Origin of the sequence: Nocardia sp. NPDC047038 (assembly GCF_040644075.1) — a bacterium.
GTDB lineage: Bacteria > Actinomycetota > Actinomycetes > Mycobacteriales > Mycobacteriaceae > Nocardia > Nocardia sichangensis.
This window is the reverse complement of record NZ_JBEYVQ010000027.1, coordinates 43,482-63,992: the sequence shown is the minus strand read 5'-3', so window position 1 is coordinate 63,992 and position 20,511 is coordinate 43,482. Positions and strand designations below refer to the sequence as shown.

21 protein-coding genes are annotated in these 20,511 nt (G+C 66.0%); 20 read left to right on the top strand and 1 reads right to left on the bottom strand.

The features are described 5' to 3' along the window. Positions 1 to 247 precede the first annotated feature (247 nt). The 11 genes from ABZ824_RS38010 (at position 248) to ABZ824_RS37960 (ending at position 8,975) form a co-directional block, all read left to right on the top strand. Complete coding sequence (locus ABZ824_RS38010; RefSeq protein ID WP_356969559.1) at positions 248 to 1,381, top strand: recombinase RecT; 1,134 nt, start codon at positions 248 to 250, stop codon at positions 1,379 to 1,381. A 59-nt stretch (positions 1,382 to 1,440) separates the two neighbouring features. Then, positions 1,441 to 1,632 (top strand): hypothetical protein, encoded by a 192-nt coding sequence (locus tag ABZ824_RS38005; protein WP_356969557.1) that lies wholly within the window; start codon positions 1,441 to 1,443, stop codon positions 1,630 to 1,632. An 88-nt stretch (positions 1,633 to 1,720) separates the two neighbouring features. After that, positions 1,721 to 1,996 carry a hypothetical protein gene (locus ABZ824_RS38000; protein WP_356969555.1) on the top strand — a complete coding sequence of 92 codons (276 nt, stop codon included), beginning with the start codon at positions 1,721 to 1,723 and terminating at the stop codon, positions 1,994 to 1,996. A gap of 12 nt (positions 1,997 to 2,008) precedes the next feature. Further along, positions 2,009 to 2,302, top strand: coding sequence for a hypothetical protein (locus ABZ824_RS37995; RefSeq protein ID WP_356969553.1), 294 nt, complete (start codon positions 2,009 to 2,011; stop codon positions 2,300 to 2,302). Between the two features lie 521 nt (positions 2,303 to 2,823). Then, positions 2,824 to 3,036, top strand: coding sequence for a hypothetical protein (locus tag ABZ824_RS37990; RefSeq protein WP_356969551.1), 213 nt, complete (start codon positions 2,824 to 2,826; stop codon positions 3,034 to 3,036). Between the two features lie 345 nt (positions 3,037 to 3,381). Continuing rightward, positions 3,382 to 3,954, top strand: a complete 573-nt coding sequence (locus tag ABZ824_RS37985) for an ATP-binding protein (protein ID WP_356969549.1) — start codon at positions 3,382 to 3,384, stop codon at positions 3,952 to 3,954. Between the two features lie 749 nt (positions 3,955 to 4,703). Then, entirely contained in the window at positions 4,704 to 5,048 is a 345-nt protein-coding gene (locus ABZ824_RS37980) for a hypothetical protein (protein ID WP_356969547.1), read from the top strand. 21 nt (positions 5,049 to 5,069) lie between these two features. Next, entirely contained in the window at positions 5,070 to 5,501 is a 432-nt protein-coding gene (locus tag ABZ824_RS37975) for a hypothetical protein (protein ID WP_356969545.1), read from the top strand. Beyond that, positions 5,498 to 6,070, top strand: a complete 573-nt coding sequence (locus ABZ824_RS37970) for a phosphoribosyltransferase (RefSeq protein WP_356969543.1) — start codon at positions 5,498 to 5,500, stop codon at positions 6,068 to 6,070. The genes ABZ824_RS37975 and ABZ824_RS37970 overlap by 4 nt, the downstream gene beginning before the upstream one ends. Before the next feature lie 850 nt (positions 6,071 to 6,920). Continuing rightward, complete coding sequence (locus ABZ824_RS37965; RefSeq protein WP_356969541.1) at positions 6,921 to 7,412, top strand: hypothetical protein; 492 nt, start codon at positions 6,921 to 6,923, stop codon at positions 7,410 to 7,412. A 588-nt stretch (positions 7,413 to 8,000) separates the two neighbouring features. Continuing rightward, complete coding sequence (locus ABZ824_RS37960; RefSeq protein ID WP_356969539.1) at positions 8,001 to 8,975, top strand: NADAR family protein; 975 nt, start codon at positions 8,001 to 8,003, stop codon at positions 8,973 to 8,975. Positions 8,976 to 9,127: 152 nt separating this feature from the next. Here ABZ824_RS37960 and ABZ824_RS37955 read toward each other — a convergent pair whose 3' ends face one another. Continuing rightward, positions 9,128 to 9,631, bottom strand: a complete 504-nt coding sequence (locus ABZ824_RS37955) for a hypothetical protein (protein WP_356969537.1) — start codon at positions 9,629 to 9,631, stop codon at positions 9,128 to 9,130. Positions 9,632 to 10,739: 1,108 nt separating this feature from the next. Here ABZ824_RS37955 and ABZ824_RS37950 point away from each other — a divergent pair. The 9 genes from ABZ824_RS37950 to ABZ824_RS37910 all read left to right on the top strand — a co-directional run bounded on the left by ABZ824_RS37950 (position 10,740) and on the right by ABZ824_RS37910 (position 20,498). Next, complete coding sequence (locus ABZ824_RS37950; protein ID WP_356969535.1) at positions 10,740 to 11,114, top strand: hypothetical protein; 375 nt, start codon at positions 10,740 to 10,742, stop codon at positions 11,112 to 11,114. A 452-nt stretch (positions 11,115 to 11,566) separates the two neighbouring features. Next, positions 11,567 to 12,121, top strand: a complete 555-nt coding sequence (locus ABZ824_RS37945; RefSeq protein WP_356969533.1) for a hypothetical protein — start codon at positions 11,567 to 11,569, stop codon at positions 12,119 to 12,121. Between the two features lie 282 nt (positions 12,122 to 12,403). Then, positions 12,404 to 12,850 (top strand): hypothetical protein, encoded by a 447-nt coding sequence (locus tag ABZ824_RS37940; RefSeq protein WP_356969531.1) that lies wholly within the window; start codon positions 12,404 to 12,406, stop codon positions 12,848 to 12,850. 249 nt (positions 12,851 to 13,099) lie between these two features. Then, positions 13,100 to 13,327: a hypothetical protein gene (locus ABZ824_RS37935; protein WP_356969529.1), complete on the top strand. Its 228-nt coding sequence runs from the start codon at positions 13,100 to 13,102 to the stop codon at positions 13,325 to 13,327. Next, entirely contained in the window at positions 13,324 to 13,938 is a 615-nt protein-coding gene (locus tag ABZ824_RS37930) for a hypothetical protein (RefSeq protein ID WP_356969527.1), read from the top strand. The genes ABZ824_RS37935 and ABZ824_RS37930 overlap by 4 nt, the downstream gene beginning before the upstream one ends. A 344-nt stretch (positions 13,939 to 14,282) precedes the next feature. Beyond that, entirely contained in the window at positions 14,283 to 16,007 is a 1,725-nt protein-coding gene (locus tag ABZ824_RS37925; RefSeq protein ID WP_356969525.1) for a hypothetical protein, read from the top strand. Positions 16,008 to 16,189: 182 nt separating this feature from the next. Continuing rightward, on the top strand, positions 16,190 to 16,690 hold the full coding sequence (locus tag ABZ824_RS37920; protein ID WP_356969561.1) for a single-stranded DNA-binding protein: 501 nt from the start codon (positions 16,190 to 16,192) through the stop codon (positions 16,688 to 16,690). Between the two features lie 1,512 nt (positions 16,691 to 18,202). Further along, complete coding sequence (locus tag ABZ824_RS37915) at positions 18,203 to 20,137, top strand: winged helix-turn-helix transcriptional regulator (RefSeq protein WP_356969523.1); 1,935 nt, start codon at positions 18,203 to 18,205, stop codon at positions 20,135 to 20,137. A gap of 85 nt (positions 20,138 to 20,222) precedes the next feature. Beyond that, positions 20,223 to 20,498 carry a hypothetical protein gene (locus ABZ824_RS37910; protein WP_356969521.1) on the top strand — a complete coding sequence of 92 codons (276 nt, stop codon included), beginning with the start codon at positions 20,223 to 20,225 and terminating at the stop codon, positions 20,496 to 20,498. The last annotated feature ends 13 nt before the right edge of the window (positions 20,499 to 20,511 follow it).

Sequence of the window (20,511 nt, the reverse complement as noted above, 5' to 3'; positions counted from 1 at the left end):
CTCGCGTTCCCGCTGGGGAATTACGTGAACGGCACCCTGCGGAATTACGTGAACGAAAACCGGCTCAACCTGGGGATTTCCGTGAACGCCGACAGCCGCCGAGGAGAACCGGCGCGCGGTGAACCTGTATGCCCGCTGCCTGGACACCGACGACTGGCCCGCCCACGGCACCGGCGTCCACCGCATCCGCCTGCCCCGCCGCACGAACCTGCGCTACCGCCACTGACGAGAAGGGACACCCCGCTCCATGTCCGCACCCCCGCCCGCCGGGCCGCGCTCACCGCTGGCCATCGCCCCCGGGCAGACCACATTCACCCACACCCAGATCCAAGCCCTCGCTCAGGCCGCTCAGTGGCGGGACCATCCGCCTGAAGCCGCGCTCAACCTGCTGTTGCACGCCGCCGTCACCAGCGGACTGGACCCCTTCCGCGAACAGATCCGGCTGCTGCACCGCACAGAAGTAGTGACCACCGTGTCGGGGCAGGAAAAGCTCGAGCAGCGGTGGTCGGTGGAAACCTCCATCCACGGCTTCCGGATCCTGGGACACCGCGCCGCCCACGACCGCGGCGTGCGTCTCGAGACATCCGAACCGCTGTTCTACGACGATCGGGCGCGGGAATGGGTGCAGGCCTGGCCCTACGACACCCCGCCGGTGGCGGCGAAGTACACGATCACCGCCGTGCACTCCGACGATCGCCGCGAAGCCGTCGTCGGAGTCGTGCACTACGACGAGTTCGTCAAGACCACCATCGGCGGCGACCCCTCCCGCGGTTGGGCGAAGATGCCGCGGCACATGCTGGCCAAATGCGCCGAGGCCGACGCCTGGCGGCGGCTGTTCCCCCACGAACTGGGATGGCTGCAGCTGGCCGACAGCGCCGACACCGCCAACGAACCCACCAGCGCCCACTCCGACACCCTCGCCCAGCCCGCGACACCGCGCAACACTGTCGCAGTGCTCGGCGCTCCCCGGATTTCGTCGGACACCACCGTGGCTGCGACGGCAGACGCTACCGGCGACACGCCCGCCGCCACCCAGGCTGCCCGGGCGTCGACACCGACTTCCACCGCGGAGCCTGAACCCGCTCCGACCCAGGAAGCGTCCGCGGACGCCGCAGCGGCTACTGCCCCGGCAGTGAGACGAACACCACGCACCGTGACTCGCCGACGTGCCACGACCACCGACCCCTCCCCTGCCCAGCAGTTCCTTGATTCGGCCGCCACCGCCTTGCGGCGCGACTCGGTGGGTGTCCTCGGTTGGGCCGCGCAGCAGCTGGGACGACAGATTGACGGCCCCAGCGACCTGTCGACCGACGATCTCGCCCGACTGCAATCCGCCCTACCTGCGCCAGCGCCTGCACCCGACGACGACACGAAATCCTGACCGTGGACTTGCGAATCAATCCGCCCCGATCACAGGTCTCTGACACCGTCGGGAACGGCGTGACCATTGGAACGGTGATCGCATACGCCTCCGATTTGCCGAGCAAGGAAGCAGCGATGTCGGCTGCCAGTAAGTACGACAGCGTGGATGAGCACTACTGCCCTGCTTGCGGCCGCATTACCGAGTGGGTATGGAATGTGGATGAACTGCAATGTTTCACCCATTCGGGGGCGTTCAGCGGCGAAAGGTGAGGTGTCGCCGTGACAGTGGGCCACAAACGTGCGGTGGCCCAGCTGCCACGCTAGATCGGCGCGGGTTCGAAACGTAGGAGGTTTCAGCGTGTCAATTCTGACTCTTCATGACGCGGCCAGTCTGGGCCGGCTGATCGCTGCGGCGCAGTCGAATTCGCGAGTGGGATTCACTGGTGAGGGTAGCGCGCCGCTGTTCGGCACTGCGCGGCGGATCGGCGACGAGAACGGCGCGAACATCCACGGGCGCGATGTTCGAGACGCGCTTCTTTGGGTCACGACCGATCAGGGGTTCGAGCATTTCCTACCGGTCCGGGACCTGATCGAAGCCTTGGGCAAGACGTTTTTCATTCTCGGTGACACGTAGAAGGGGGCGGTTATGTTCGGGAACATCGCGGTCATCGAGCGGGTGAAGGCGACGGCGTACGCGTACGAGATCGGCCCGTTTCTTGGCGCATTCGAGGCCGTTGCGTTCGGGGAGTACTGGTCTAGATTCGGGCGGCACGAGCACGGCGAAATGCAAGGGGCGCTCGGTAGGGTGTACAACTGCGACAAGCGCTACTGGCAGTGCTGGCACGCCGAGGGCGCGAAGCCTGACGACGGCTCCGCGATGCGGTGTGTGCAGGCGGCCCAGGCGCTGGTGGCGCTGCTGCCTTCGGTGAGGGTGGTGTGATGCTGGTCGAGGTCGATGGTCAGCAGTACGTGAAAACGCTTGGCACTCATAGCTGCCTGCGAGGCTGACAATCCGTGCCAGATATGGCCTGAAGCCGAACTGTTCGCCGTGTCGGTTTGCCATTCCGAAGCGGATTGGCCGAGATCCTGGAAAAGCCACCACCGGTCGCCTTCTGTCTGCTGCACGAGGCACGAGATGAGGAACGTATATCTCAACGACCTTCGCAGACCGACTTTTCAACGGCTTCCGTTCTTTTTCGGGCCTGCCCTCGGCATCGAGGAGTTCAGGCCCGCTGTCACAGTATCCCTTACCGAAAGGTCACCGCCATGCTGGTATTCGAGCAAGTCAACCCTGCCCGCTTCGAAGCGCGCCTCCGGCTGGGCCGGCCCTCTACGTCGAGACGGACCATTCGTCGGCACCGCACGCCGAGAAAGGTTTTCGCTGTCATCCGAGCGGATCATACCGGTGAGTTCCTGCTGTATGTGCACGATCAGCCGGGCCAGCGTCCTACCCGTCGCCCAGTGCGTTTCGAAGACTTCACCAGTGCGCACCATGCCGCGAATGTCGTCGCATCACTGTCACAGGTCCACCTCGCTCAGCTGCGCGCCGACGTGGCCGACCACATCGCGGAGAACTTCCGTAACGACGAGGTACCCGACATCGGCGCGCGGGCGACCACGAAGCTGCCCGCAGCAGCCATCGCCCGCTACGCGATCCGACAAGGTCTCATCTGAGATCGAGCATCGCCCCGTCCGGCCATCGCTGCGCCGAGGAGGAACCCGCCTCTCAGCCACGGACCGTGCTCGACGTCGGTGTCGCTCAACCGTGCCGGGACCTTCCGGGCCCCGCAGTGATCGCCGCGTACCGGTGAATGCCTCCACCACCCCGAGCCCGTCACCGCCCCGTCCACCGCATCAAAGCAGTCCGGAGTGGGAGCACATGATGAAAACCGTTGCAGCACAAAGAAGTTAGCGATTCGTGGTGGGGTGAAACCGTCGGCGATCGGGCCCCTGAGTGTGGTGCCGGGGGTCTGCCCGGGTCAAGAGAAACACGCACATCCAGATGGGAGGAATCTTTTGATGAGCGTTGCGCTGAACTCGCCCGGCGGGACTCTGATCATCGTCTTGCGGGGCTTGATGGGCGCGGGCAAGTCGACGCTGGCCGCCCAGCTTGCCTCGAGCACCCCGACGACCGCCATCGTCTGCCGAGACACGATCCGCAGCATGCACTTTCACCTCCAAGGCCGCCTCAGTGACAGCGAAGAAGACACTGTCAGCGAATTGGAAATGCGGGAGTGCGTCGAGCATCTCGACCGGGATTACAACGTCGTCATCGACGCCACCAACCTCGAACCCGACCACGTCCATCGCTGGCAGACCCTGGCCCGCACGCGAGGCATCCACTGCGTGGTGATCGACGTGCACGCCCCCCTCGACACCTGCATCGCACGCGTCGCCCACCGCGCACGACACGGCGGCCACGATGTGGACGAGCAGGTCATCCGCCAGGCATGCCAGCAACACCCACCCGGAACCTGGTCACCTCCCGCCGATTACGGCGTCGGTGAATGGACGACGCCTCCCGCCGCTGTGCCTGCCCCGCCAACACCTCGACCACCGACTACGCCGCCGTCCGAACAAACACCCCAGTGACGCGCCGCGGCAACCCGGCGCTCGACCCAAGCCGTTCGAACCCTCGCACCGACATCAGCCCGGTGCCGCGGCCCTTCTAACATGCGCGGACCTCGACGGCGAGCGCCCTGGCCTGCGCCGCGTGCCGGAGCCCGAGGGTGAGGTGGGTTTTCGCTACAACGACCGTTGGTGGCGCCTCTGGCGAGTTCGAGCGGCTTCCCGACTACCGCCCCACTTCTCGAGCTGAGCCAGCACGCGTTCGATCTCCAGTCCGTGGGCTCGGTCGGCCGCATTCGCCGCACCCCTGACCACGACCACGTCACCGCGGGTTGGATGACCTGGTAGCCGGTAAGCCGCCGCCACCACTCGGCAGCCGCACCTTGCTTCCACCGCCGTGCCCCGCCGAGCACAGTCTTCGAACCCCGCGGTGCACGCACCGGAGGTCTGCGCCGCGTCAGCAGCCCCCGTAGGAATACCGACTCACTGACCCACGACCTGGCTCAGTCCTCACATCTTTCACCTTGCCGATGTCTTCAATCACCTGGCCGGTAGGGCTCGTCCTTGCCGCAATCCCGTCGTTCTGGCTCCTGCTGCTGCCCCACCTCTACCGAATCCTTCGTCGGCGCCGCTGAATTGTTGCACCACAACCCTTTCGCGTCTGCCGCTCACCGCACCGGCCGACATCGGCACTGTCCCTCCTGCTCGGCGCGCTCGCGGCGGTGGCGGCGAAAGACCGTCCGGCGGGTCGGCCGCTCACCGAGGAATCCACGATGACCAAACTCACTAAGAGGGCGGAAGCCGCTCACCGCGAGGCCCTGCGCCTGGTGGACCTCTCCCGCGATCTCACCGACGACGAGAAACGCTTCGTCCTCGACAACTACCGCAGCTCCACCAGCCCGCGCCAAGTGTGTGACGCCGCGTTCTTCACGCCGTTGCCGCTGGCTGCACAGTTCAAACACCATGTCCACGGCACACGCATCATCGACTTGTGCGCCGGCATCGGGAACTTGACATTCCCCTATCGCGACGCTGCGCCCGGTGACCCTCCACGGATGTTGGTGTGTGTGGAGCGCAACCGCGAGTACGTCCGCGTCGGCCGCAAAGTGCTGCCCTAAGCCCGCTGGTATTGCCAGGACGTGCTGCGCTTGGCGGCCTCGATGCCGCGGCAATTCCATACCGCGATCGCCAACCCTCCCTTCGGAGCCGGCGCGGGTTCTGCTACCACGGGCGGATACCGTGGTCGCCGTTTCGATTACCACGTCATCGCGGCCGCGTCGCGACTGGCCGAGCGCGGTGTGTTTCTGGTTCCCCGATCCTCGGCGCCGTTCACCTACGGCGGCAGCGACCGATTCCGGGCCGATGACGGTGATCCGGAGTATCAGCGTTTCACGCAGGCGACGGGCATCGTGCTGGGAGCGAACGTCGGCATCGACACCTCCCTCTACGACGATCTCTGGCACCATCGCCCGCCCGCGACCGAAGTCGTGACATGTAACTTCAGATCAGCGACCCGATCGACGCCGCCGGGCAGCGGGCGGCGCGCGCCGAGGGTGAAGGTCTCACAGTGAGCGGCGCCGACCTGCTCTGGGCGGGTTCGCCGCATCTGCGTGCCGCGTTCGACCTGACACCCATCCTCGCCGCTGCCCGCCGCCAGCTCCGCCGCGACACCGTGGGTTTCGACACCCTCGTCGGCACAGGGTTGTCCGGCGCTCTCGTCTTGCCCGCTCTGGCCCGGGAATTCGACGTCGGGTTCGTCCTCCTCCGCACCCCGGGCCTCCACCGGCACACCTCGTGCAGGACGGAAGGATTTCTCGGCAGCCAGTGGTTGTTCGTCGATGACTTCATCGACACCGGCGCCACCTTCCGGCGAGTCCACCAGGACATCAACGCCCTCGCCCGCCGCCTGCGGCGACCGACAACCTTCGTCGGCGCCTTCCTCTACCACCGCCAGCAGCGTCGGGGACCGCACTACCTTCCACCTCTCGCGGCATGGCAGGCAACCAGCGCCCGCGACCGAAGACCAGCACGCCGCTCGCCGGATCTGCCTCGTGTCCGGACCGTTCGACCCAACACCGGCGTCGACACCAGCCCGCCTGCCGAGCGAACGCTCACTACTTCACTGCGAGAACACCGATGATCCGTGACGACCCACCCGTCCCGCTCCCGCCAGACCACCATGTTCGCCTCAGCCCCGAAGACCAGGCCGCACACGACCTCGCTCTGCAGATCCGCTGCCCGTACTGCGGCGCACCCCGCACCATGCGGTGCTGGCGCACAGACGTTTACGGCAGGCGTTACGAGAAGCGATTGCTGTGCCCCATAAGGGTCCTCGCGGCCCGGCGTCACCCGCCCACCCCTGTCCCCAGCTTGCCGCGTGCCCGCAACGCCAAGCACCATCCGGCTACCAGCGGGGTGGGTGCGGCGCGAGCTGCGGCGCCGGTGAAGGCCGCTCGACGCTGGCTGCGGCCCTCACCACCGACCAGCCGCGACCGCCGACACCGCCTGTCGGTGACTCCTGAAGACTGACCCCTCAGCGATTCGACTGAGGTCAGCCTCCACGAGTCGTTGACACCGTCGACTGCCCGGAAACGGGCCACTCGACAGTCGGTGGCCGATGACAGCCCATAGCGAGCGCTGTGCCGCCGGAAAACCCCGCGAGCTCCATCGCTGGTCCTGCAGCGCAGCGCTGGAGCCCGGTGATCGCGTCCACCTGCTCAACCAATAGGACGCAGCATCCCAGCTGCAGACAGCACCAGGCAGTAACGGTGACAACAACCCTCACCATCTCCACCGGATGGCAACGGCGCCGGTGGCGACTGCACTGACCCGAAGGACACACATCGTGGGCGAGACTTCACCCGGACAGATCCCACCCTCGAGGCAACCGCGGCATGCCCTCGGCGCAGCGGCAGAGTTCCGGCGACGTGCCGAATTCACACGATCTCACAGGTAGCGTGAAAACTAACCGACAGATGAGGAACAGGCACATGGACGGTCAACTCGACGCGGCTCAAAAAGCTAACCTTCGTGGTATCTACCAAGCCTTTCAGTCGATGGACCCGCAAGAGGCAGAGCGGGATCAACGCCGCGGCCAAGTCCTGGCTGCTGAACTACGCCGCAGTTTGCCGGACCTCGACTCCGTGACAATGGGACGAGTGCTGTTGGAGGTGGGAAATATCTACGGCCTCACTGGCGGGCGAATGCAAGATCCACACCTCGTGGATCGGGGTAACGAACTGATAATGGCGGCGCTGGACCTAACCGCTCCGGCCTGGCTCGAAGATCACCCGGCAGGTCCGCTACAGACATCGGGGGTGGTCCATGACAGCGGTCGACCGATGGGCGACGCGATCGCCGCCGCAGGTTTGACTTCCGAGAACATCGCCGACGGACACTTCGACGAGACTATTCGCGAAGACAGCGCGCAGCACATGCCGTCAGCGGAAAACCAAGCTGGTCAGGGCCCGGACCAGCAGTAGCCGAAGCCATGGAAAGAATGGCCTGACCGGTGCGAATGGCGCTGAAGTGTCGCGTGAGCGTTCGATAGCCCCGCCCGACAGTGGCCTGCGCGCAGTTCTTCGACTGGCCGCAGACCATCGGGACACAGAATAGTCCAGCTCTGCGGTGTTGATCGAGTGGTTATTTCGTGCTCACAGGACAGGCCGGAATCGAAACCTCGAATATGTGCTCGAGGTCGAACCACACGGGTAGCCACGACAGAAGACCGATGCTGACATGCCGCCGCATCAGTTTTAGTCGCTATCCTGCGCGTACATGCGACATCCTGGCAAGGCCCAGCCAAGCGGCGGGGCGTGCCAACAGTCCTCGATGACGAGCAGATCGTGCTCGGCCACACCGCGGGGTGATGGCCGCGCGCGACGCGGCCGCCCAGCGATGACACTCACATGAGTACTGCCTGGATGAATTCTGCGGCAGTACTCCCGGTTTCCGGTTGCGAGGACCGCTGCGATAGAAGCCGCGCTGCACCCGGGATGGCTCTCCGGACCCGGCGCTGACTCAATACGCGGACGCATCAGATTGTCGGATATCGAGAGGACAGTGCAGGCATGATTACCGACGGCCAGACGATGGTGATCGACAGGTTCCACGGCGAACACGAGTATCTGTCGAACTTCAGCGACCATCCAGCCGAATACACCGAGGTGTGGTTTCCCACCGCTGAGCATGCTTTCGCGGCGGCGAAGACCACCGAACCGAGGTGGGTGCAGCGGATCGAGGCAGCGGCGACTCCCGGCGCCGCCAAGAAGCTCGGTCGGCAGCTGCCGCTGCGGCCGGACTGGGACCAGATCAAACCCACGGTGATGGCCGAGATCCTGCGAAGCAAGTTCACGCGCGATCCTCGACTCCGCGACCTGCTGGTGTCCACCGGCGATCAACTGCTCATCGAAGGCAACGACTGGAACGACGACTACTGGGGCCGCTGCCTGCGGCCAGGTCTCGTGACGCCCGCTGGAACGAACATGCTCGGACGCACCCTGATGCAGGTGCGCGCTGAACTGCGCGGCGACCCAGCCGACCGATGGCCACGCGTGGCGCTCACCGGGCACCGCGAGCATCTCATATCTCCTGAGGCGCACCCCTGGGTCCGCGCCGAACTGGAGCGAGTCGCGATCAAACTCCGTGACCAGCACGGCACCCATACAGCCTCGACAGGCTTGGCTACGGGAGCGGATACGTGGTGGGCGGAGGCTGCGTTCGCCGCCGGTCTCGATGTGTGGGGCTACCAGCCGTTTCCCACTCAGAGCGAGCGATGGACCGAGACACAGCAGGCCGACCACACCAGCATCTGTGAACGGTTGACACGGTTGGTGCTGGTCGCCGACCACGCCGACAGTCGGTTCTTCGGTGCCCGCAATCAGCTACTACTCGGCGATGCCCAAGCTGTTGTCGCGGTGCGGGATCCGCGCATCACCCGCGGCGGCACCGTCTCGGCGTTGCACCGCTACTGCTCCGGCATGCCCGTGATCACCGTCGACATCGTCCACCGCAGGACCACGATCGCGGCCGTCTACTGTCCGTAATCACCCCGGCCTCGGCGCTCGTCGTGACCTTTCTCATGTCTCCTCCGGCTCAGATCGCATGCGATGAAGGGCCGGAAGGAGCACGCCGGGAAGTACGGGCGTCAGCGCGCAGCGTGCGCATGCCACGCTCGGGCGATGCCCGAGTCGACAGATCATGGTGAACTGTCGAAGCTGACCCGGGCGGCTGGTGCGCCTGTCGAATCGAGTTCTTCATGCACCAATTCGGATGCGTGATCGGCTGCATCGGGTTCGCTCGCGGTCAGCTCTTGACCTGGAGCCGTTGTCGTATTTACCGCGGAGACGGGCTCAGCCGCCACCTCGTCCGAGCGTGGCGAGCGGTCCTCGACTGCGTCCGCCTCCGCGCGCTGAAGCGAACGCGCTTCGGAGAGTAGTTGTCGCGCCACGTTCTGGCTTACGCCGAGGATATCGGCCACCTCTTCCAGGTTGCAGCCTTCGCGGCGGATCGCGGCCGCGGCGAGGGTCTGATGGCGACGATACTCAGCGATCTGCGCCGCGGTACGAGAGCGAGCCTCCTCCATGCGCCGTTGGAGTACACCGATCTCGGCAGCGAGCTCGTTCTCGGCAACCTTTTTGCCTGCCCACGCCTCTGTGTACTGCTTCTCTGCGGCATCGATACGCGCCTGCCGTTCACGCACAGCAGCATGGCGCTCCACCCGGCGAGTGCGCCGCTTCTCAAGTTCCTCAGCGACCACAACAGACCGCCGCCGCCCTCCACGCCGCGGCGTTGATGTGCCATCCATGTCAACTCCTGACTGACCAGATCGTTGCCTTGCCAGTCCCCTGCACACAGCCTACGACGCCACGCCGAAGCTGTTGACTCGGTGGCCGAACCCTCTCGGCCGCGTCATCGACATGATCTTCACGACACCGAATCGGGCCGGGATCCCCGCCTTGCCCCACACATGCGCAGCAGCAGCGACCTCCGCTGCTGCTAGCAGCGGCAGGGCTGCGAGTACTGCCGACATTCGATACCTCGACCAAGACAGGAGCGTTCATGTCCATGTTGTTGTCAGCGTTGGTTGCTGTCTTACTCGGGCTGGCGCCGCCGGCTGCGCAGTTCAAGGTCGCACCCGGTGACATGCAGACCATTCCGGGTGCGGTGCCGCCTCACCTGGACCGAAACCAAGATCTCGACTGCGCCATGACGCGCACCCTGGGGTGCAGTCCAACCCTGAGTGTCCGAGCCTGGTGTGCACGGTGACCGAAGGGAACGCGGACAGCGGATCCAAGCGCCCCTGTCCGGCATTTCGCCGCGGGCTGCCCGCAGTTTTCCGCGCCGACACGGACGGCGCCGTTGCGCGTCGCCGGTGCCGGGACGCCGAAGTTGGCGACGACGCTGAATATCGCTGCGCAGGAGGACTTTGCTTGCCTCGGTCGGCGCAGCCAGCAGTCTTCGCGCCGGACGGCCCTCCGGGCCGCGGCGGTAGCTTTCCTGCTGGCGGGCGGCGCGCATGCCCGCAGTCCCGGCATGGAACCGCCCGTAGTGGCGGTGGGTCTTCGACCTCTGTGCGGCAGTCGTGGGTGTGCCCGAACCCGTTTCTGGCACATCCACGCGCATGCCGCCCCCTCTTTCTGCCAGCCGCAGTAGCGGCGCCGCGAATCCGAGCATCCCTCCATCAGCCGACTTCAATACCCGGATGCGCCGCGACTACACCGCGGCCTTCACATCGGCCACGGCCGCACGAACCTGTCGTTGTCCGCTGTTGCGTGGACCTTCGACCACCGGGAAAGGATGCCACCGCGATGTTCACAAAGCGCTCTACTGGTCCAGAGGCCGTTGATACCACCGAACCGAGTGCAGCGGAGATTCTCAAGATCGTCCGCAGCGATATCCGGCGCGCTATGGAACAGTCCGCGACCGAGGGCGCTCGTATCTTCAGTATCCTGCCTGACGATCACGACAAAGCCGCGGGTATCGAGGTGACAGCCGATAGCGCAGAGTCGGTGACCCGGTTCATGATCGCGTTGGCCCGGGCCTCCGGGCACGAACTAAGCCACCTCACCGAAGGCGGCTACGTGGACGATTGCGACGATCCGGAAGAGCAAGAGGACGCGCCAACCTTCCACTATTTCCCCCGCATATCCGTCATCGCCGAAGACAGCAGTCAACCCGAGTAACACCTCGCCGACCGGCAGGGGCCCGGCTGCCTTGCTGTGAAAGCGGCATCGACACTAACGATTAGCGCGGACGATCACCCTGCCGGAATGGCGCGGCTATCTCGCGATCAGCCTTCCCGCTTGGCGCCATCGCGCGCGTCACCCGGAGGTCCGGCGACTCCGAGCAGATCCTGCCGCGCGATCATCTACCTCGCCGATGACAGGCACGTAGCCGACCGCTGCTACGCCACTCACCTGCGGCCAGGGCCTCCCACAGCGTCTCACGGCTGACGCTCCGCGCGACACGAGCGACGATCACCGCGCCCTTTCCTGTTCGGCCTGCCTCGAAAAGGTGTGTCGCATCTCGAGAAGCGGCGTCATGACGGCTGGCACGGATGCACGACAGCGCGCCGGAACAGACATCTGAGCTCGGCGGCGAGGACATGACCTGGCCAGCCAGGAAGGAGCAGCGAATGAATCGACCGCGGTTGTACATCGACGTGGATGGCCCCCTGAACCCATACGACGCCAAGCCCGAACGTCGCCCCCAGGGCTACACCACTTTCCGGTACTACCGGACAGCTGGCTCGCCCACCGCGGCAGCAGGCCCTGGCGGCACATCCAGGCCTCTGCGGGTCTGGCTCAATCCTGCCCACGGAGAGCAGCTACTGCGGTTGGCCGAGTTCTACGAATTGACCTGGGCGACGGCTTGGGGCGTGGAGGCGAACACGTGGATCGCGCCGAAGCTCGGGCTGCCCGAATTGCCGGTGGTGCACTGGCCCACCATGTACGCCGCCGGGCCGGAGGGAACGTTCTGGAAGACCCAGCATCTGATCTCCCATGCCGCCGGACGGGCGTTCGCGTGGATCGATGACGAACTCAGCGAGCGCGACCGAGACTTCGTGGGCTACTACCACGACGGCAAGGCGCTACTGCATCATGTCGATCCGCGTGTGGGATTGCGGGACACCGACTTCCACGCCCTCGAACACTGGGCGCGGAGCATCGCCTCGGCACAAGCCACCTGAATAGAGTCACCGGTCCCGGCCAACCGCCGCCTGCCCCCATCGGCGCGCCGGGACCGGTGATTCGCCCCGCCACTGCGCGCACACGCGGCGCCCGCATCACTGGACGGCACACCAACACATCTCACGCCGAGGTCGTTTCGACCGGTACAACCAGCAGTGCGACACGCAGCGAGGTCGGCAACCGTGAGTCAGGCCGTCGGCCCCGAACTCGCGATCCAGCCTGGCGCCCGCCCGGCGCGCGGCCTCCGCAGCATGTCGCGGTGAGGAACAGAGAGGTTCTGCATGAACGTCTATGACCGCTACCGCGCGACTCTGACGCCCAGCAACGAGTACGTCCTGCTGGTCGGTCACGTGCGCAGCATTGCGCTGCCCCCGGGGCGGGGAGTGCATGTTCCGCTGTTCGATGAGCTGACCCCGGCACTCGCCGCCGAGGGCCCGTACCCGCTGTATGCGCTGGCCGCTGTCAACCACGGTGCTCACCGCGACCGCAGCTGGTGTCTCGTTCCGGCCTACCTCGACCGGGGATCACCTGCCTGCATGCGTGTACACGCGGCTTTCACTCCCCTGCGCCCGGACCGCGCGCAGATCAGCGAATCCGTCTACGCCGCCCTGCTCGTCCTCGAAGGCGACCTCGCGCTGCCGGCGTCGATGCCCGTCCACTCCGTGACCGCTGACCGAGAGTCGACGAGCACCGCCGCCGGGTGCAGCGCATGCCTGCGAGGTAGATGAAACGGCAGGGCCGACGCCTTCTGGTGATCGTTGCCGACCGCGCCGGAACATCCGGCCATCCGCACTCCATGGACCGTCTGGCCGCCCTGACGGCGGCAGCGGAACACTGCGCTGCCGCGACGGCCCTGTGCCATGGATTGCGGTGCCGGTACCGCTATGCAGCCGACCTCTCATCGGTGGCCACCAGAACATGAAACAGCTCGACCAAAGGAGACGACCATCATGCTCAGGCCCAATGTTGGTGACCGCGTGCGGATCACCGGGATCATGCCCGACGAGCCCTGCCCTCTGTCGATCGGCGCGACCGGAACCGTCATCCGCACCACATACGGGGCTATCAGTCAGATCGACGTCTCTTGGGACGACGGCCGAAACCTGATGCTGATCCCCGAAGATCCGTTCGAGATCATCTCCACGACAGCTGATGCCGCGCACTCCGACGGCGTGGCCGAACCCGACGTGGGGCAGGCGCGGTGATCGCGATCGCCGACCGGGCGCGTCAGCAGGAATTCACCGCCTACGCTGCTGTGGGCACGCTGGGCCCGGTGTGGGAGCGTGTCGAGCGGTTGCTGGGCCGACAGCGGCCCATTGTCTACGTCGAGCAGTGGCTCACCGGCACCGCGGGCACCGTGCTCACCTCGCTGGCGGTCGATGACACCGGGATCGTGCCGGGCGCTCGTTTCTGGCGCCGCGAATCCGATGAGGGATTCGCCGTGGCGTTGACCTCCGGCGGCGGGTTGGGCACCTGCGCGCATCGGCACGAAGGCAGCGAATCCGACGCCGCGCTGCGGTTTATCAACGATCAGCGCGCCGCCACCCGCATCCATGTCCAGGGCTTCGGCCATAGTCGTGACGACCACCTTCAGATCACGACCTACAACGCGCGCGGTGTCGGTGTCCACCGTGCTGTGTACTTCGCCGATGCACCGGTCGACGGGCACGCTCAGCGGGAGGCGTTGTTGCTGGAACAGCTGGCCAGCTGTGGGGATTGGTCGTCTGGCGCGCTCATTGAACTCGCGACCCGATTCCGGGACTGTCGGCAACCGGCCGCAACGCTGCCGTCGCTGCTGACCGCGCACCGCGCCTGACCTCCTGCCTACCGGCTCCGGCCGCTGACCTCACAACCGACCCACACCGCATCGAGTCCCTATCGGTCCCGTCCCGATTCACCGCTGCCTGTGGCTGGCCCTGCTCCTGACCGGCAACGGTCGTTCCCGCCCGCCACATCGCCATAGCTGCGGCCGCCTTCGTGGGGGGCGTCTGAAATTTCGTCGGCACCCTCACTACACCCTCAGCCTCGAAACACTCGCGCTGGTGAGCTCGGCGCAATCCGCCGACATCTGATCCGGCGAGTTGATGGCGCAATCAGGCAGACCGTTGTCGACCAGCCATCGGACAACGCAACAGCATCCGTTCGATCAAGGGAATTTGCATGCTTTCACCCCTCAGCTCCACCGCGGACAACCCGACGCCGCGCCGAGCAATGACCGGTGACCCGCGCACCGACAACCACCGCTGGCCGGTCGTGGCCGAAGGGTGGCGACCGGCCGGAGAACGCCAGCAGATGGCGTGTCTGCTTGTGTGGACTGCGTTGTCACCCGGTGACGAGCAGCCCGCGACGAAACTCAGCCTCGAGGATGTGGTGGATGCCGCCCACGACTTGGGCGAGGCCGCACAAGGGCCGGACCTGGAATACGACATCGCCGCGACCTTGGGAAAGCTCGTGGCGTGGCGGCGGCATTCGGCGCCAGCTCGCCAGGCGGCGACTGTTCTGGTCGACCGCTACAAGCGAGAGCACGGGCTGCTCATCGATCTCGATGCCCGGGTGATCGCCATGGACTCGAGGTTCGATGCCGGGGTCGAACAGGGTTGGCGTCACAACGCGTTGCGGTGGAGACGAGAACGTGCCGCGTTGAGCGCCGCGCGCCACATCCTGACCAGAGCCCAGATACCGGAGACCACCAAGACCCGGGCCCTGGACATACTCATGATCCCTCGCTCACGTCCGGAGCACGCGTTGCTGCGGCACCAGCTTCGCGTGGCAGGGATGCACGACCGCGACTGTGTCACGGTGCTTTTCGTTCTCGCCTACCTGTGCTGGCAGACCACTGGTCTGGATCTGCTCACCGACGCGCCGGTGCTCGTCGATCCGGGCGCCGATCAGCGAGGCAGACTGCGCGAACAGCTGGAGTATGCGCTCGACCCCGCCCGCTGGGACGCCTTCTACGACCGTAACCGGGTGTTGACCGGTGCGCTGTTCGAGGGCGAACTGGCGGTCTTGTCACCGGCCGATCAACAGCTGGCACGCGCCAGGCGCGACGCCATCCTCAACGGCGCGACGGATCTCCCACCGCTGTGGCCGGGCACCGCGAGCAGGCACGCCCTGGATTCGGCACTGCGTGCCTACGCGAGCACCGTGAAGGAGTTGCAGGAATGCGCGCAGCACCTCAGCGAACAACTCGCGATACCGGCCTCGGAGGTCGTTGATTTCCGGAGACACGTTGGCCGCCAACTCGACGACTTGCGTGCTCACCGCGCGGCGGTCCTCCAGCAACTCGACCACCCCGGTGGATTGCTGACGATCGAGCGATTCCACGCGCAGCACCTGCTCGAGGCCATCGACCTCGGTGAAACCAGCCTGCCGGAACTTCGTTTCGTGGCCGAATCCGACCTGCAAAGCTGCGACATGCAACGCAGCTTCAAGGACCCGACGAAGGTGAGTGAGGGCGCTGCACCGTTGATGAGAGGCGTGCTGGAAAGCGCGGGCATCAAAATCTACGACTTCGACGACGACCACTACGCCTTCCGCGACAACTACCTGCTGCCGAATGATGCAGAGTCGCGCGCGGTGCTCGCCGCCGACGAATACATCACCCGCCTGGCAGAAGGCGACGAACACGCCCACGAACTCGCAGCCGACTACCGCCGCGGGCTCGACCACCTCGACAAAGCCCTCACACAGGCAGGCAAGGATGGCCGCCAGCGCGCCGATTTCCGCGCGATCGTCGAGGGTTACGTCTCCTCGGCAACCTTCCACGGAGCCCACCTCGAGCAACGCCGCACTCGGTGGAGCGAGCGGATCGCGCAGACCGTGCGAGCTCGTGACACCGACGGACGAGCCTTACCCGACCCACACGCCGATCTCGACCTTTTCTGACGCCGCTTCCGCCACCCCGAACGCGGTCGAGCGTGACCGCGCTCGGCGGCGCAGGCTCGCCACCGCGGCGACATCGTCCAGAACTGGGGCCGGATCGGGCGATGTCGTGTCGCCGCCACCTTGCCCCGGCGCCGTTCCGGCGCCCCCTCGACTACAGCAACTTCGACGCGAAGGAGTAGATGATGCCCGGCGATACAGTCATCACTGTCATCGGAAATCTGACCGCTGACCCCGAGCTCCGGTTCACACCAACCGGTCAAGCCGTCGCCAATTTCACGGTCGCCTCGACACCGCGGGTATTCGACCGCAACAGCAACGAATGGAAAGACGGCGAGGCGCTGTTCCTGCGTTGCAGTATATGGCGTGAGGCCGCCGAGAATGTCGCTGAGTCGCTGGTGCGCGGTTCCAGGGTTATCGTCAGCGGGCGGCTCAAGCAGCGCTCCTACGAGACTCGTGAGGGCGAGAAGCGCACGGTCGTCGAGCTCGAAGTTGACGAGGTCGGTCCGTCGCTGCGATACGCCACCGCGAAGGTGAACAAGACATCTCGCAGCAACTCCGGTGCTGGCGGATTCGGCGCACACAGCTCGAACGCCAACAACGAGCGCGCGAGTGCACTGGCCGGTGTCGGTGCCCACAGCGACGATCCGTGGAGCAATGATGGCGCGGGCGACCCTGGGTTCTAGCGACGCCGCACCGCTGCCGTCGCACTGACCACATCCGCTGTGGGCGCAAGCCGATACACTGGCTGGCGTCACCGCCTTCTTCTGTCCTGTCGAAGGCGTTGACGTCGGCAGGCCAGGCAGGGCACCGTCTCGGCGGTGAGTCGATAGGCTCCTGCTCGACCCAATGTGCCCGGTCTCGTGCCGGGCACATTGCATAGCGGCTGTTTCTCAATCTTCCCCTCAGCCGCGCCGTGTTGTCGCGGGAGAACACCATCGCCTGCGCGGTGACGCCGCCTGCGCGCACCACCCGGCATCAGCTACCTCGCCCTCGCCCAGCTCTGCGTGCGCCTGAAACCCTCCGCTACCCACCCCGACGCCGGTCTACGGCGTTGCGGCGCAACTTTATTCTTCTTCCCGGAGACGTCGTCATCGACAGGCGGACACTCCCCGACATCCGGAAAAAGCGGAACATCGATCGAATTCGTCGAGGCCCACCGGGTCCTTGCCTCGGATGCCGTCGCCGTCGCTTGTTGTCCACCAGTAGATTCCCTTGGAAGGTACGCCTTATGCTGCCGTTCGCCCAAGCCGGTCCTCAACTATTCGAAGCTCGGTTTCCGGCACACTGGTCTCTCGGTTTTCGCCCGGAGACTCCCAAGACGCGGGTATTCGCCGTTATCCGTGTCGAGGACGACGGCCGGTGTCTGCTTTACGTGCACGATAAGGGACTCGAACACCGGCCTGTGCGTTTCGCCAGTTTCGCTACCGCGCAACGAGCAGCGACCCTGGTAGCCGAGTTGCCGCCCAGGGAATTCTCGCGACTGCGAACCCTTGTCGCCACACATATCACGAGCCGCTTCGGCGTCCCCAGCGCAACAGCACTGCCCTTTGCCCATGCGATGCGGTCAGCGGCCATCGCCCACTACGCGATCAGGGCGAAGCTGACCTGACGTGCTCCGGCCGTTCCTGTCGTGCGGGTGAGCATGCGCTCGCCTCCTCGCCGCTCACACGGGCAGGTGGGTCGCGTTCGATGGCATGTGAATCCGCGACAACGTGGAGGGCAACTGCCACCGGGACATCGGTGGATAGCCCGCGTCACGTGGATGCGCCGCAGCACTGGTATTCCCCACCTGTGTTCGCGTCGGCGAGGCGCTGGCACGGTCAGTCGTCCGGCGAGAGGCGGCGGTTGGCGCCGGGCTGCGGTGGGAGGGGGTTGCGTGAGGCGGGATGCCCGTCTGGTCGCGCGACCAGCCCGATCCGAGGGCTACCAGCTGGGAGGCCGCCGCGCGTGCGGGCCCGCGCGCGGTCGTCAGCGAATTTCCCCACGCGCGTCGTTGCGGCCGCAGGAGGCGGTTTCGCGGATCAGCGCAGGAAATTCGCCGCCGCCCTGATGACGCGCGTTCCCTCCCGCGCGTCGTCCTCCCACCTGGCTTCACGCCCTCGGGCTGGTCGCCCGACCAGCCGAACATCCCTTCGGAAGCTGCCTCTTCCGGCGGGGTGATCTCCACTCTGATCACGTAGACAGGACAACATCACGTGAGCACTCTCATGTCCCGCAACCTGCTGCTCGACGCACCCCAGGAGAATCTGTTCCTGGCAGCTCTCGCCGAGATCGACCGGCTGCTGCCCCAGCGCCGCGAAGCGGCACTCGCACACGCGACGCACGCCCTGGCGTTCGCGCTGCCGGAAGATCGCCACATCCTGAACATGCTGGTGCGCAGCTTCAGCCGCGTGCCGTTCGACGAGGCACGCAAAGCGCTCGAGCTGTATGGCAAGGCACATCCCGAGCACGAACAGCGCCTCGGCAGCTGCATCCCCACCACTGATCCTGGCCTCTACGTCAAAGACCTCGGACCGATCTTCCACACCGGCCTGGAGGTCGCGGAGTTGCCGCGGCTGTCACTGCGTTTTGCCTACCGGGCCCCGCAGTTGAGTACCCGGCCGAAGCCGGAGACCGACCGGCGAGTCCATGCCCCCGAAGCGATCGCCGACCGCGCTCGCCGTCATGCCAGGCACATGATCGTGCGGGAACTCGACACACACGGCCCCCGGCGGGTGTATGACCTGCGCCGGGTCCTGCCGAAGGTGGTCGCGGATGCCCTCAGCGTGCGCTTGTCCGAGCTCGAACGCGACGGGGTCATCCAGCGCCCGACGTACCCGGACGAATATTCGCTCACCAGTCACGGGGCCGCAGTCCATGCCGCACACATTCACCGGCCCGTGGAACCACCCATCGTGACCGAGTACTTCCGGCGCAACCTGTTCTCCGATTGGCAAGCCAACCTCGAGCGTGCCCGCCGATCACGGAACACCGCTCGCGAGAACGAGCTCATCTTCGAAAGGCCGATCCCGCGTGACGACGCCGCGATCCGCGTTGCCCGCGACTACGTGCGCCCGTTCCGAATCGCCGCCGAAGCCGAGGCAGCGGTGCGCGCCGAACGGCTCACCGCCGACCCCGGCTGGCGAATCCGCCACAGCCGTGCTCTGCCAACCGATGTTGTCGCCGAGCACTGGGATCGCGTGTATCTCGAGTACGTCACCGAGCAGCTGGCCTACTCCGCCATCCACGATGACCCGCGCCCCCAGCGCCCCAAGCCCGGCCCAGCCCGTGCCGAGAACACCATCGACGTCATCAACGACGCCTACCGACGTCAGAGCGCACGCTACACACGCGCCACCGACACCGTCCGCAGCGACGGTTACCCCGCCGAGCCCTCCGACGGGCACACAACCGAATGTGGCCGGATCCACCCTGAACTGGTCCAGGAAACCTTGGCGCAGCTGAGCGACAGCCACTACGACGCTCGTCCCCTGCCGTCTGTCGACGAGGACTCGACGCGCAGGGCCTCGATCCGGACCGGGATCTGGATCAGTACCGACTATCGCGACGCCCCCGAACACCGCGGCGACGGATTCGAAGTCGATCACGACAACGCCGCGAAGGCACCGGTCACCGGCTGGCGGTGCGTGTGGTGCTTCATCGAGCGTTCCAGCCTCGACCGCCTCGGTTCTGATCGGCAGCACAGCGACGACGGCTTGTGCGAGTACTGCCGCGCCGACGGACGCCCAGGTATCCCGGCGCTGCCCGAAGGGTTCACCTACACCGACACGGTCACTGCTCATTGCGAGTTCCTCGCCCACGCATACCCGATGCTGGCCCGGACGCTTCTTCGCGACCAGTGGCGGCGCAGCGGCAAAGCCACCGCCGAGGCGATCCAGGCCTTCATGCAGGCGCACCCCGAGATCCCGGACACCACGGCTCCGCGACAGGACGCCACCCAGCCTGCACGCCCACTCACCATCCAACCCAGCCGCCAGCGCGGGCCGGTGATCGGTAAGGGGCTGCGACGAGACCGCTGCACCGGCTGCGTCCGCGACACCGGTGTCCACCCCGACGGCTACTGCACCTCCTGCCGAGTCGAACTCGGCATCGCGAAACCCGCGAAACGCGCATCACGTCGCGCCGCCTGACGATCCTCACCGCACACCAGCCGGGCCGCCACAGCACATCGTGGCGGCCCGGCTGTCTGTCGCACAACCTCTCACGGAGTTAGGCATGTCGCCGAAATCGCTCATCCACCACACCCTCGCCACCTTGCTCGACATCTTTCGCGCTTCCCGCGATGTGGTCGCCGCCATCATCCGCCCCGCCGGGCCGCTGATCCGCATCTACCACCACAACTTCCTCAACGCTCTTCTCGGCTTCCCCGCCCACCTGTGCGTGCAGCGGGTCTTCAGCTACCACGACTCCGATATCACCCCCGGCACCCCCGACGACGTGATCCTTGAGCGGAACGGTATCGGGATCGGTGGCTTCGATCACTGTCGGTGAACGACCGCGTCGG